Origin of the sequence: Rhizobium sp. CB3171 (genome assembly GCF_029714265.1) — a bacterium.
Lineage (GTDB): Bacteria > Pseudomonadota > Alphaproteobacteria > Rhizobiales > Rhizobiaceae > Rhizobium.
Genome location: NZ_CP121652.1, coordinates 3,215,183 through 3,228,751 on the forward strand (window position 1 = coordinate 3,215,183; position 13,569 = coordinate 3,228,751).

At 59.2% G+C, this 13,569-nt stretch carries 14 protein-coding genes; 10 read left to right on the forward strand and 4 right to left on the reverse strand.

Features of this window, described 5'->3' with window-relative positions; translation table 11 throughout:
* The first annotated feature begins 1 nt into the window (after window position 1).
* Both QA648_RS15705 and QA648_RS15710 read left to right on the forward strand, forming a co-directional pair.
* Window positions 2–670 (forward strand): response regulator, encoded by a 669-nt coding sequence (locus QA648_RS15705; protein ID WP_104825258.1) that lies wholly within the window; start codon window positions 2–4, stop codon window positions 668–670.
* Window positions 660–2,075, forward strand: a complete 1,416-nt coding sequence (locus QA648_RS15710) for a sensor histidine kinase (RefSeq protein WP_283047928.1) — start codon at window positions 660–662, stop codon at window positions 2,073–2,075. The genes QA648_RS15705 and QA648_RS15710 overlap by 11 nt, the downstream gene beginning before the upstream one ends.
* A 40-nt stretch (window positions 2,076–2,115) precedes the next feature.
* Here QA648_RS15710 and QA648_RS15715 read toward each other — a convergent pair whose 3' ends face one another.
* Entirely contained in the window at window positions 2,116–2,829 is a 714-nt protein-coding gene (locus QA648_RS15715; RefSeq protein WP_283047930.1) for a DNA helicase, read from the reverse strand.
* A gap of 348 nt (window positions 2,830–3,177) precedes the next feature.
* On the opposite strand from QA648_RS15715, the gene QA648_RS15720 reads away from it, so the two are divergent.
* Entirely contained in the window at window positions 3,178–3,768 is a 591-nt protein-coding gene (locus QA648_RS15720) for a sugar O-acetyltransferase (protein WP_104824716.1), read from the forward strand.
* 86 nt (window positions 3,769–3,854) lie between these two features.
* Here QA648_RS15720 and QA648_RS15725 read toward each other — a convergent pair whose 3' ends face one another.
* From QA648_RS15725 to QA648_RS15735, 3 genes are all read right to left on the reverse strand, one after another.
* Window positions 3,855–4,736 carry an ABC transporter permease gene (locus tag QA648_RS15725; RefSeq protein WP_104824717.1) on the reverse strand — a complete coding sequence of 294 codons (882 nt, stop codon included), beginning with the start codon at window positions 4,734–4,736 and terminating at the stop codon, window positions 3,855–3,857.
* A 13-nt stretch (window positions 4,737–4,749) separates the two neighbouring features.
* The gene (locus tag QA648_RS15730; protein ID WP_283047933.1) at window positions 4,750–5,568 is read right to left on the reverse strand and encodes an ABC transporter ATP-binding protein; all 819 of its coding nucleotides are present in this window, start codon (window positions 5,566–5,568) and stop codon (window positions 4,750–4,752) included.
* Window positions 5,569–5,677: 109 nt separating this feature from the next.
* Window positions 5,678–6,691: an ABC transporter substrate-binding protein gene (locus QA648_RS15735; RefSeq protein WP_260303196.1), complete on the reverse strand. Its 1,014-nt coding sequence runs from the start codon at window positions 6,689–6,691 to the stop codon at window positions 5,678–5,680.
* 899 nt (window positions 6,692–7,590) lie between these two features.
* On the opposite strand from QA648_RS15735, the gene QA648_RS15740 reads away from it, so the two are divergent.
* From QA648_RS15740 to QA648_RS15770, 7 genes are all read left to right on the forward strand, one after another.
* Window positions 7,591–7,893, forward strand: coding sequence for a hypothetical protein (locus QA648_RS15740; protein WP_283047934.1), 303 nt, complete (start codon window positions 7,591–7,593; stop codon window positions 7,891–7,893).
* A gap of 196 nt (window positions 7,894–8,089) precedes the next feature.
* Window positions 8,090–8,548, forward strand: a complete 459-nt coding sequence (locus tag QA648_RS15745; RefSeq protein ID WP_104824720.1) for a helix-turn-helix transcriptional regulator — start codon at window positions 8,090–8,092, stop codon at window positions 8,546–8,548.
* Between the two features lie 324 nt (window positions 8,549–8,872).
* Window positions 8,873–10,840, forward strand: a complete 1,968-nt coding sequence (locus QA648_RS15750; protein WP_283047936.1) for a DNA-binding protein — start codon at window positions 8,873–8,875, stop codon at window positions 10,838–10,840.
* 71 nt (window positions 10,841–10,911) lie between these two features.
* A complete protein-coding gene (locus QA648_RS15755) occupies window positions 10,912–11,127 on the forward strand; it encodes a hypothetical protein (RefSeq protein ID WP_283047937.1) in 216 nt (71 codons plus the stop codon).
* Window positions 11,128–11,131: 4 nt separating this feature from the next.
* Window positions 11,132–12,388 carry a YcaO-like family protein gene (locus QA648_RS15760; protein ID WP_283047938.1) on the forward strand — a complete coding sequence of 419 codons (1,257 nt, stop codon included), beginning with the start codon at window positions 11,132–11,134 and terminating at the stop codon, window positions 12,386–12,388.
* Window positions 12,385–13,110, forward strand: coding sequence for a TfuA-like protein (locus tag QA648_RS15765; RefSeq protein ID WP_283047939.1), 726 nt, complete (start codon window positions 12,385–12,387; stop codon window positions 13,108–13,110). The genes QA648_RS15760 and QA648_RS15765 overlap by 4 nt, the downstream gene beginning before the upstream one ends.
* 132 nt (window positions 13,111–13,242) lie before the next feature.
* Window positions 13,243–13,485, forward strand: a complete 243-nt coding sequence (locus QA648_RS15770; RefSeq protein ID WP_104824725.1) for a hypothetical protein — start codon at window positions 13,243–13,245, stop codon at window positions 13,483–13,485.
* The last annotated feature ends 84 nt before the right edge of the window (window positions 13,486–13,569 follow it).

Sequence of the window (13,569 nt, forward strand, 5' to 3'; positions counted from 1 at the left end):
CATGAGGCTCCTGATCGTCGAAGACAACCGCGAACTGGCGTCCTGGCTCGGCAAGGCGCTGCGTCAGGCGCAATATGCCGTCGACATCGCCTATGACGGCGAGGACGCCGAACATATGTTGAAAGTGGCGGGTTACGCGGTCGTCATCCTCGATCTGTCACTGCCGAAAATCGATGGGTTGACGCTGTTGAAGCGCTTGCGCCAAAGCGGCAACAAGGTGCCGGTCATCATCCTGACCGCCAATGCCAGCCTCGACGGCCGTGTTGCCGGGCTCGACAGCGGCGCCGACGACTATCTGGCAAAGCCTTTCGAAATCGCCGAGCTGGAAGCCCGTATCCGCGCTCTTGTCCGCCGCGGCCATGATCGCGCGGCACCCGAAATCGCCGTGGGCGATCTGCTCTTTGACGGCGGCACACGGCAGTTCTTTCTTGGCGGCGAAACCCTGGCGCTCACTCCGCGCGAACATGCCGTGCTCGAACATCTCGTCATGAAGGTCGGCACGACGGTCACCAAGACCGCGCTGTCCGAAAGCGTCTTTGGCTTCGACGATCTCGCCGACACCAGCGCCATCGAAATCTACGTGCACCGCGTCCGCAAGAAACTCGAAGGCAGCGCCGTGCAGATCGCCACGCTGCGTGGCCTCGGTTATCTCCTTCGCCATGCGCAATGATGAAAGCCAAGTACGCAAGGGACGTCTGCGCCGCGCCATCGCAGGGCTGACCTCCAGCCTCCGCGCGCAACTCTTTGCCTGGGTGGTGCTGACGCTGATCGGAGCGATCTGCGTCAATCTGTACCTCAGTTTCCACTCGGCGAACGCCACCTCGGACCTCGTCACCGACCACACGCTGCTTGCATCGGCCCGCGTCATCGCCGAAGCCGTACATGTCGATGCAAACGGCACTGTCCAGGTCGATCTCCCACCGGCGGCGCTGGAAATGTTCGATACCGGTTATGGCGACCGCGTCTTCTATCAGGTGGTGACCGCGTGGGGGAACCTCGTCGCCGGCTATCCCGATCTGCCGCAACCGAAGAAACAGCAGGTCGGTGAAGATACCACATTCCGCGCCGATCAGGTTCGGCTGATGATGCTGAACCATCCGATCGTCGGCCTTAGCGAAGACAGCACGATCTCCGTCACCGTCGCCGTCACCCACAAAAGCCAATACGCCATGCGCCGCAGGCTGTGGCTCTCGGATTTCACCAAGCAGCTCGTGCTCGTGCTGCTCGCCGGCCTGGTGACCATTATCGGCCTGCAGCGCGGTCTGACACCGGTGCTGCGGCTACGTGATGCGGTGCGCGAACGCGGCCGCCAGCGGCTGGACCCGCTGGAGCCGGATATGGTGCAGAGCGAGCTACGCCCCCTGGTTCATGCGCTGAACGATCATATGGAGCGGGTGCAGAACCAGATGGCGGCACAGCGCCGATTCGTCTCCAACGCTGCCCATCAGTTGCGCACGCCGCTTGCGCTCATCTCGACGCAGGCAAGTGTGGCGGCGCGCGAGGACGACAATGCCAGACGTGACGAAGCCCTGACGGCACTACGCTCCAGTACAAGGCAGGTGACACGGCTGGCGAGCCAGCTTCTCACCCTGTCGCGGGCCGAACCCGGCAGCCGCCGTCCACGTAGCGACACGATCGACCTCGTTGCCACCGCCCGGCAAGTCTTGGAAAACCTGGCGGAAGAAGCGCTGAGACGCAACATCGACCTGGGACTGGAGGCCGATGGCGCGCCGGTCCATGTCGAAGGCGACGGCACCATGCTGCGCGAGATGCTGGTCAATCTCGTCGACAATGCCCTGCGTTATACCCCGGCCAATGGCCGCGTCACGGTCGGGGTCCGGCTTGATGACAACAACGCCGTACTGTCGGTGGAGGACAACGGTCCGGGCATTCCCGAGGCCGAACGCGGGCAAGTATTCGAGCGTTTCTACCGCATCATCGGCACGGAGCCCGAAGGCAGCGGCCTCGGATTAGCCATCGTCCGCGAAGTCGTCGACGGCGCCGGCGGCACGATCGCGCTCAGCGACGCGCCCGGCGGCGGCTTGTTAGTGACCGTAAGGCTGCCGGCGGTTTGACCGAGTCCCAACCGCCAGCAACCAGAAAGAAGCAGGACCGTTATCCTGCCGCCCGAGGCTGGACTTCGCCCTTGTTCAGGAAAAATGTCTTGTCGAACAGCGCCAGATCCAGCGGATTGGGCAGACGGACATCCTTGAGATCGGGATAGGCTTTCATCGACGGATCGTAGGACCGATCGATCTGCGAGATGAAGACGAGGATCAGACCTCTCTCACGCGCAAAGGATCTCAACGCCCGAACCTGCACCATCAATTCCGGCTTCTGCCGGTTTTGATCGAGGATTTGCAGGTAATCGATGACCACCAGCGTTCCCTTGGACATCGACGCCAGCCTCTCGACGATATAGTCGGCGCTGATCGCGTCTGAACAGTCAAATTCGAACCGGTCTTTGAAAGACTCGAACTCAGCGCCAATCATGCGGAAACGATCGAGAACGGCTCTTTCGGTATCCTCCAGTGTGAAGAAGATGCCACGGTTGCCGGCTTTCATCGCCTCGACCGCCAGCCTCAGACTCATCAGCGTTTTGCCGTGGCCCGGACGGGCACCCAGAAGCACCAGGTCGCCAGGATCCAATTGCGCGAACATCTCACCGGCGGGCGTCGTCGCGTCCGCACGAGCTGCAAGCAAGCTCCAGCCGCGGAAACCTTCCTCGGCTGCAATTCGGTCCAGCGCTTCATGCAAGGGAATATTCTCCTCGCGCGACATGAGCCGGGCTTTACGCTTCAAGCGATAAATTGGGCCAGAAAGCCTCATCTGTAAAACCTCCTATCGCGAGCAACGATTGCAACCCCTCCTTATGCTTGGCGCTCGAACAGTCGGTTCGATGATCGATCAGCCCCGCATGAACGATACTTTCCCGGATGGAGGGGGGAGGCATGGGCTTTGCCGGAATCGGACCATAAGCTGATTCTCATCCGGAGGAAATTGCGCGATAGGACAATAACGGCCGCCCGGCCGTCCCGGCTTATATGGCAACTTGGCGCAAGCAAAGCTCGCTCGCCATAGCTGTCGTCGAAACACCCATCAGCAATCATTCATGGACGGTTCATGCGTATTAACTAAGCAAATAAAACACAAACAATACCTGAGGGGAGAGTGCCCATGACGCTTGCTGACCAGTTGGAAATCATCCGCTCTGGAAAAATGTACAACGATCTGACGCCCGAGCTGATCAAGGCTCGAGAGGAGGCGGTTCTACTGACCAACCGCTACAATGCAAGCTTCGGCAAGACGTCCGCAGAACGGGAAAGCATCCTTCGTGAGCTGTTGGGCAAGGTGGGCGAGCACGTGCTTTTCGAGCCGACGTTCCGTTGCGAGTTCGGTCGGAACGTCGTTATCGGCAACAACTTCTACGCCAACTTCGACTGCGTCTTGCTGGACGGTGGCGGCATCGAGATCGGTAATGACGTGCTGTTCGGTCCCCGTGTCGGCATTTACACCTCCAACCACGCAATTGATGCTTCCGAGCGCGCGGCGGGTGCGTGTTACGCGAAGCCGGTGAGGATCGGGAACGGGGTGTGGATTGGCGCCGGGGTACACATCAACCAGGGCGTGACCATTGGCGATGGCGCGATAATTGGGTCAGGTAGCGTCGTGACCAAAGACGTTCCAGCAGGTGTGATTGCAGCGGGCGTTCCTTGCAAGGTAATTAGAGAGATCACCGAGATGGACAGAACGGGTTTTCAGCCCTGAGCATACGGTAGGGCCTGACCGGCAGACAAAAAAAGAGGCCGGGTGGGGGTGCCCGGCCTTGGGAGTTAACTGAGTGCCTCGAGGGCTTATTGCACGTCCATGTGCTGCTGCGGACGCCATCTGGTGATGCGGTTTTCGACGAGCGTCATCACGTATTCGGCACCGAGCGTGACCACCATCACGAGGATGATCGCGGCATAGAGGCCGGCTGCGTCATAGGTGCCCTTGGCGATCGAGATCAGGTAGCCGATGCCGGCGAGCGATCCGACGAATTCGCCGACGATGGCGCCGATGATGGCGAAGGAGAAGGAGATGTGCAGGCTTGCAAAAATCCAGCTCATTGCCGACGGCAGGATGACGTTGCGGGTCACCTGCCAGTTGGAAGCGCCGAGAATGCGGGCATTGGCGATCATGTTGCGGTCGGCTTCACGAACGCCCTGGAAAGCGTTGGCGAACACCACGAAGAACACCATGATGAAGGCAAGCGCGACCTTGGAGGCAAGGCCGAGGCCCATGATCATCACGAAGATCGGCGCGAGAACGACGCGCGGGATCGAGTTGATCGCCTTGATGTAGATCGACAGGATATCGGAAGCGAGTTTGTTGCGGCCGAGAGCGACGCCGACGAGAACGCCGGTCACCGAGCCGATGACGAAGCCGATCAGCGCTTCTTCCATGGTGACGCCGAGATGATACCAGAGCGAGCCGCTCTCGGTGCCCTCGGTGATCCAGTCCCACAGGCGCAACGCGATGCCATACGGGCTGGAATAGAAGAACGGATCGATCCAGTGCAGATCGGAGGCGACCTGCCAGAGACCGAGGATGGCGAGCAGAATGCCGACTTGCCATGCCACGACAACGTACTTGCGGCGGGTGAGCGCCTTCAGCGCTGCGGCTTCAATTTCCGCATCCGAGGTGCCGGCGCGGAAGATGGGGGCATTGCCTGTTTCGAGGGCTGTGTTTGCCATGATCAATCCTCCCTTATGCCGCTTCCGCGGCACGGCGATAGCTGGTTTCGACCTCTTCGCGAAGGTCATCCCAGATCGTCTTGCAATAATCGATGAAGTTCTGCTCGTAACGGATTTCCGAGACGACACGCGGGCGCGGCAGGTCGATCGTATAGACCGACTTCACGGTCGCCGGGCCGGCGGTCAGCACATAGACCTTGTCGGCGAGTGCCACGGCCTCTTCGAGATCGTGCGTCACGAAGACGACGGAAGCCTGGCGTTCGGCCCAGAGCTTCAAGAGCTCCTCATGCATGACCGTGCGGGTCTGCACGTCGAGCGCCGAGAACGGCTCGTCCATCAGCAGGATTTCCGGCTCGTTGATGAAGGTCTGTGCCAGCGAAACGCGCTTGCGCATGCCGCCGGAGAGCTGATGCGGATAGTGATGCAGGAATTTTGAAAGGCCGACGCGGGCGAGCCAGTCCTTGGCGCTCTTTTCGGCTTCCGCCTTGGACTTGCCGCGGAACAGCGGGCCGGACATGACATTGTCGATGACGTTCTTCCAGGGGAAAAGCGCATCCGTCTGGAAGGCGAAGCCGACGCGCGGATCGATGCCGTTGACCGGGCCGCCCATCAGGCGGACTTCGCCGGCGCTCGGCCTGGCAAGGCCGGTGACAAGATTGAGGGTCGTCGACTTGCCACAGCCCGTCGGACCGACGACGGCGACGAATTCGCCGCGCTCGACGGTCATGTTGAAATCGCGAAGTGCGGTCAGCGACTTGCCCGTCGGCGATACGAAACGGCGGCTGACATTAATGAGTTCGATCGCCGGGGTGCGGCGTTCATCCTGTTGCATGGTGCTGATCCTGACGCGTGCCTTCGGGGCGTGCACGCAAAGCCCAGTGAAATGCAAAGTCTCTTGAACTGCCGCTTCCGGAACCTTCCGGAAGCGGCGTTATGACTGCTTACTTGACGTTCTTGACGAATTCAGTCGTGTAGGTCTTCGACAGGTCGATCGTCTTGCCCTTGACGTTCTTGGAGAACTGCGAGAGCACGGCGAGAACCGTCTTCGGACCATCTTCCGGCATCACGCCATCAGCCGTGAACATTTCCTTACCGGCGTCGAGAGCCTTGATGTAGCCCTCCTTGTCACCGACGTAGAAATCCTTCGGCATCTTCTCGGCAATTTCGGCACCCGAATGGGTGTTGATGAAGCGCAGCGTCTTGACGAAGGCGTTTGCGAGCTTCTGCACTTCTTCCTTATGAGCATCGACCCAAGCGGCGTCCATATAAAGCGACGCGGCCGGATAAGTGCCGCCGAGAGCGGCCTCGGTGCCCTTCAAGGTTCTGAGATCGACGAGAACCGAAGCTTCGCCGGTCTTCAGCATGCGCGAGATCGTCGGTTCGGTGGTCATGCCGGCCTGGATGGCGTCCTGCTGCATGGCTGCGATGAAGGTCTGGCCGGCACCGACCGGAACCGGGGTGACGTCAGCCGGCGACAGGCCTGCCTTGGACGCCATGAAGAGCGTCAGGAAGTTGGTGGACGAACCGAGGCCGGTAACGCCGACGCTCTTGCCCTTCAAATCGGCGAAGGACTTAATTTCCGGATGCTTGGCCGACACCAGTTCCACCTCGCCCGGTGCCTGGCTGAACTGCACGACGGATTCGATGAACTTGCCCTTGGCCTGCAGGTCGACGCAGTGATCGTAGAAACCGACGACGCCCTGGACAGCACCGGCGAGGAGCTGGTTTTCGGCATCGACGCCGGCGGATTCGTTCAGAAGCTCGACATCGAGGCCTTCGTCCTTAAAGTAGCCGAGGCCTTCCGCAAGCTTGGCCGGCAGATAGATCTGCTTTTCATAGCCGCCCACCATGATGGAAATTTTGTCGGCGGCATGCGCCGCAGTCGCGCCGAGGGAGGCGGCGGTCATGACGAGGGAAAGGGCAACGGTATGAAAAAGCGTGCGCGATGAACGCATGAGTGTCTCCTCCTGTTAGGATGCCTGCGTCAGATGTTCGCGCACGGCATGTGCTTCCTCCACGAAGCTGGGCAAGCCTAGCGCGGGCAACCTTTCAGTCAGCTTTCAGCGGAATTCTCGCAGAACGGCATCGCGATTTTTTTCTCAACCACCGCCAGCAGACCTTTTGAAGTTGGGAAGTGCCGGTGTTCCCAATGCAAATATTTGCGAGTACCCACGCTTTGCAATGCTTGTGCGAGTTGCATCAGCAGCAATTAAAGCAGCGGTTTGTGGACGGCAGCGGAGTTCTGGTTGATCGTCGTGCCGCCGTGCTTGGACGGCCGGGGCTCGCTGACCCCCCTGCTGCATCAGCATGGCGGGCCCCGCAAAAAAACAAAAAAATGGAAGTGAAAAAAGGACCCGCTGTTCTTGGTGCAGCGGGCCTAATACTCCAGCAACTTGTCCGGGCGCGGGCACGACCGGACGAAGGGCATTAAGACCACCTAATATAACAGGGTCAAGACGCGATTTCGACCAATTTTGGTTCTCTCACTCAACCAGTGTTAGAGTTTCGTGTCGCGCAATACGCTAGTTCGTTGATTTTATAATAAGAAATATAACCAAGCTTCCCTCGAAAAAAATGAGCGTTATAGCAAAAAATTTTTGCTTCCGGCCCCACTCCGCTCCTCCCGAGAATGACCAATTCCCATAATCACATAGTTGAAAAGACTAACCTTACGTTATTTAAGAAAAAATTAATGTAGTAAACGCCGTGAGCAGCAGACTGCTCCTGGGATCGCCGATGAAAGATCGGCGCCTGCTGGGCCGCCGGCTCTTGCACCCGTAAAATCTCGAGCCCAGATCCTGAAGATTTCTGGGTGGCCCATCTGAGACCAGCTATGTTCATCGAGGGAACATCCATGAACATCGTGGCCGCAACTTTGCTTTTATTGGCGACTGCCGATCCGGCATTGGCGATCTCGCGCTATGATTCACTCAAGCAAACCCGCGCATCGGTGCAGCAGGTAATTTTGCGGGAGCGCGTGGTGCTGCTTCGCCACCCCTCGAAGAGCGGCAATGTGGTGCTCTATGACCGCTATGTAGCCGGCGACGAACGGTGCGGAACCGGCCACTACGCAGCTCCCGCCCGCGTACCGACCAAAGACAATCCGATGTGTCCCTTATACAATTGCAGATCGTCCTCAGACTTTAGTCCACATTGACGCGAAGGTTCTTTTCAGCCGATTATCTCCTTGACGTTCGGGGGAAAATCTCTGTCGTCAGGACTTTTGGTTGAAATTTACCAACATTTAATACACACTGAACGGGCAGATTGGGGACGTGTTCCTTGCCTCCTCCCCGGGCATCTGTAAGGTGGCGCCCGCTGGGGTTCCCCCGTTCGAATGAGGAGATTGCGCAGTGAGTGCAAAAGTACCAAATCCGATTGACGCCTATGTCGGCTCACGCGTGCGCATGCGCCGGCTAATGCTCGGCATGAGCCAGGAACGGCTCGCCGAACAGATCGGCGTTACCTTTCAGCAGGTGCAAAAGTACGAAAAAGGCACCAACCGCATCGGCGCCAGCCGGTTGCAGGCGATCGCAGGGGTTCTGGCTGTCCCTGTCGCTTTCTTCTTCCAGCAGGACAACTCACAGCCGTTGACGACGGAAGGGTTAGGGGCGATCAGTGGCCTTGAAGACCTGTCCGATTTTCTGACGTCCAAGGAAGGTCTCAGCCTCAACAAGGCCTTCATGAAGATCAACGATCCCAGTGTCCGCCAATCCGTGCTGATGCTCATCAAATCGCTGGCCAACGCCTCCGAGCCCGCCGTCGTACATGCGCCGCCTGCAGCCGAAGTTCCTTTCGGCCTCAGAAACTGATCTCCATGCCTCGCCCGAAAAATGGGTGAGGCGCGGATCTTGATCGAATGCTAGATTGTCCCCCCATCGACGATCGCGGAACCCGCCATCGCAGAAAATGCTTGAGTGCGGCGCGTTCATTCAAGCGCAGACGAGTGGCTCCGGCTTTTTGAATCCAGGGCACCTTGTCCGCTTCTAGCTATTTAACCGAAAACAAAGATGTTCTAGCGATTGCGATAGGATAGCAGTCGTCGTAGTGTGAATTCTCAAAAAGATACCTGTGATCACATGACGTGATCGCAAGCGATGCCGAAAGCCATGATTGCGATATCGGGACGCTGCTAGATGCAGTGGGGGCGTATGGATTTCAGACTGCTGACATTCGGAGACCTACGTCTCGTGGACGGAACAGGCGCGACAGTGCCTTTTCCCGAAAAGGGTCTGCTGTCGCTCTGCTTTCTGCTGACGAGCCCCTCGCCGCAAAAGACCCGTGCGGAGCTTGCGGAGTTTCTTTGGGGCGATGTTCCCCTGGATAAGGCGCTCGCCAATCTACGGCAGACTCTGTCACGTATCAAAAACCGGCAGGACGAACTCGGAATCACGCTGCTGCTGATCGAGCAGGCGACCGTCAGCGTGAATATCCAAGCCTTCACCAGTGATCTCACGCTGCTGAACGCGGTTTCGCAAACCAATCCCCACACCGCGCTGGAAGAATTGTTGCAACTCGGCCGTTGGGACTTTCTCGCCCGCACCGAAGTCATCGGTGGCCAGGCCCGCATGTGGCTGCACGCACAGCGGGATCGCATCAAGGCTCAGCTATTGACGGCACTTGGCGATGCCATTGCGGCGATGAGCAAAGACGCGGACCCCACCATCATCAAGGAGGCGGCGCTTCGGCTGTTCGAGGCTCATCCGGAAGATGAGACTGTCTACCAGATACTGGGAGAAACCTATGCCGGCGAACCCCAGCTCGAAAGCGCTCGCCACATTTTTGAGAGCCGCAGAAAATACCGCTGGGGCGAATTGCCGGTCGACCCCGACCAGCAGACGCTCAGCGTTGCGCGACGGTTGTTCGAACGCCAGCGCAGCGTCGTGCCTCAGCTTCGAGAGGTACCTGGGCCACGATTGGAAATCATTCCGCCGGTGCCTCGCGGCCCTCCCAAGCTCGCACTGCTGCCGCCTGTGAACACCGTCCAAAACCATCAGCCCGCCGTTTTTCTCTCGTCGGCGCTGTTGGAAGATATCACCGTCGGCCTTTGCGTATTGAAGACCGTGACGATGGTGGCACATTACACGGCGGAAAAGATTGCGCTTCACTTTGATCGCCCTGCAATGCTGGAAAAATACGCCATCAATTACGTGCTGGATACCAGGCTCAGCTTCGACGGCAGCGTCTATTGGCTTTTTGCGCAGCTAGTTTTCGCCGGCAATGACGAAGTCATCTGGGCGGAGCGCTTCAGCATGGAAGCCCAGGATCTGCCGCGCCAGCATCGCGAGATAGCACAACGCATCGTGGCGTTTGTCGCCAGCTACGTCGAGCGCAACGAGTTTTCCCGCGACTACTTCGAACGCAATCCGGAGGTCTATCACCAATATCTGCTGGGGCAGCGTCATCTGAAAAATCTCGGCCTGCCAGACATTCGTCGAGCTCGCAAGGCATTCCAAGCGGCACTGAAGGAAAACCCCTATTTTTCGCCGGCATTGAGCGGCATGGCTCGCACCTATCATCTTGAGTGGTTCTTGACGGCGCGTGGCGATACGGACCTGCTGAAGCGCATTGAGGAAGAGGCCGGCAAGGCGATCGCTACGGGCCAGGACCTTGCCAATGGCTACCGCGAATTTGCGGCTGCAAAACTCTTCCAGGGCGACTTCGACGAAAGCCTCAGCTCCTTTGAACTCGCCGAAACCATCAGCCCGCATCATGCCGACATCATCACGGATTATGCGGACGCGCTGGTTCACGCTTCACAGCCGGGCAAGGCCCTGGAGAAGATGGAGCGTGCCATCAAGCTGAATCCGATGAGTCCGGACTTTTATTACTGGACAGCAGCCGGAGCCAGCTACTGTCTGGAACAGTATGAGCAGGCTGGAACTTATATCGACCGCATGGTCGATCCTGCGCCGGCGGCGCGGCTTGCCGCGGCAGTGGCCGCCATGGCTGGCGACATACGGAAGGCGAAACGCCTTGTGCGCAAGGCCAAGGAGACCTATCCAGATTTCGAGGTCGACAAGTGGCTTTCCGTCGTGCCTATGCGCGAGCAATGGCAAAAGGAACATTATAGGGAGGGGCTAAAACGCGCAGGCTTTAGTTAGGCGCCGATAAGAACCAATTCACACTTTTCCTCAGCTCGTTCTTAACTATCGATCAAATTGGAGATTTAGAGATGGCACACGTCGTAATCGGCATCCCGGGCGATCCGCAGCTTTACCTCGCCGACACCCAGGCCGGCACCGTCACCCCACTAGCGCCGCAGGCGCAAAGCCCGCTCCATGCGGCCGATCAGTTGCGCCAAGGGGGGGCGACCATCGTCAAGGGTGTCAATCTAGCCATTGCTGTTGGCGCCGCCGCGAAGGCCGCAAGCGGCGTGCTCGACGGCTGATATCATGACGGCAGGCCCGGCCCTGTCTCTTGCTGCATTCCTGGCGCGGAATTCCGGCGAGTGCGATGTTGCAACCGCCTCCCTGTATTCGGATCGCGTCTGCACGGCAGAGGAGACGTTCCGGCGTATCGAGCCCTGTCTCACCGGCCACGGCATCACCCGCCTTGGCCGGCTGACGGGGCTTGATCGAATCGGCATTCCGGTCTGGCAAGCCGTCAGCCCGAATGCCAAGTCGATCGTCATCAACAACGGCAAGGGTATCACCGATCTCGACGCCAAGGTTTCCGCCGCCATGGAGGCGCTGGAACGAACGATCGCGGGTTCCCCTTCGGTCAAGACAATCTCCGCGAACCGGCGGGAGCTTCTGGCCAAAGGACAGCATGCCGATCTGCTCTCGTCTCTCATCGCCCACGGCCAAGCCGACATTGCCGATGATGAAGAAATCGCCTGGGCTGAGGGTTACGATCTCATCGCAGATCAAAACGTCTGGGTTCCCTTCGGTGCCGTCACGCTCGACCGAACCCCTCGCAACACGCGGTTCTGGCAATCCTCCGACGGCCTCGCCTCCGGCAATGTGTTGACCGAGGCCATCCTGCACGGCCTGCTTGAACGCATCGAGCGGGACGCCAAGGAACTGTGGGATGTTTCCGAGCCGGCCCTGCGCGTGAATACCTGCGTCGATCCCGCTTTGCTGGCAGATCCGGTGTTGAACGAATTGCTCCGAAAGATTGCGAGCGCCGATCTCTCGCTCAAACTGTTCGACATGACGAGCGATGTGAAAATACCGGCCTTCGCCGCCTTTCTCGGCCCAGCGGAAATAATCCGTGCAAAGCATGTCCGCTATATCGACGTGACAATGGGCTGCGGCGCGCATCCATCGTTGGTGCGGGCGGCGATCCGCGCTGTTACAGAGGCGGCGCAATCGCGCCTCACCTTCATCAGCGGCGCCCGGGATGACATTCATCCGGAGGATTTTACCCGGGAGCTGCCGCAAAGCATCCGCCGTTGTTTCGAGGCGGTGCCGAAGCCAGCAGCAAGACAAAATGAAGCCCTGCCGCATGGCGCCGAAGCCCTGCTGCAACTGACCATCGACCGTTTGCGCCAGGCGGGCATCAATTCCGCCATCGCGCTTTCCCTTGGCGACGCCTCGCTTCCTTTTGCCGTCGCCAAACTCGTGGTGCCGCAACTGGAAAATCCGGCTGGGGATCGCAAGCGCCGCTTCGGCTATCGCGCCATCTCGAAAACGTTGCAACTGCTATGAAGATCCTGTTCGTCGGCCCAACGCTTCCCGATGCCGCCGAGATCGCCGATCCCGGCATCGCTCTCCGTCCGCCGGTAAAGCAAGGCGATATCGTCGAAGCCCTCGAGAATGGCGCGAACGTCATCGGCCTGATCGACGGACTTTTCGAAAATGTCGCGCCCGTCTGGCATAAGGAAATCCTCTTTGCCCTATCGAAAGGCGCCCGCGTCTATGGCGCCGCCAGCATGGGCGCGCTGCGCGCCGCCGAATGCGCCGCTTTCGGCATGATCGGCATCGGCCGCATCTTCGAGGCATATGCCTCCGGTGCGCTGGCGGACGATTCGGCGGTAGCGCAAATCCATGCGCCGCAGGAACTTGGCCATCTGCCCCTCAGCGAACCGCTCGTCAACGTGCAGGCAACCTTGCAGGCGCTGGCGGAGACCGGCGCGATCAGCGAGATGGAGCGAGACGTCCTGCGAACATGCGCGGAATCGATCTTCTTCAAATCGCTGACCTATCGCTCCCTCGCGGAAACGGCCGACCTGCCGGACCCCTCGCGGCGCAGCGAAATCGCTCGCCTGCTGCGCGCCAATGCGGTCAACCAGAAGCGAGCGGATGCCCTGGACCTGCTCCGCATCCTTGCCGATTGCCCGGACGAACGGCAACAACCACCGCACGACTGGACGTTCCAGGCCAATAGTTTGTGGCGGTTCGCCTTCCACCGCCTTGAAATTGCGCCGTAAAAAGCAGCTCGCAATCCCCGCTCGTGTCACGCTGTATGTCACGCGCCAAGGTGTCCGACTTGAGTTAATGTCTGCTCATGTTCCTGGCGATGAGTATCTAGTTCGCCAGGAACGGGGGCAAAGGGGCATGACATGACAGCAATACTTCCTATCGAAATGGCACATCACGATTCGGATTCACTGAAAGAATTGGCGTCGATCGCACGGTTGATCACCTATGCGCGTCAAAGCGCCAAGAGCATGAACGCCGAATTCCCGGTCTGGTGCCTCGATCTCGCGCTCGGAGCCGTCTTGCAGGAAATGTACGCAAATGGCCTGCAGATGCCGCTCTTCGAAGAAGGCGTAGACAAAGTGAATAGGGCTGTCGCACACTAAGCGCAGTTTTTAGGTTTTCTGGCGGGGGGCCGGAGAAAGATGCCGGTGTGGTTCTTCGGAGCCATGCCGGCATCGCTTTTTTAA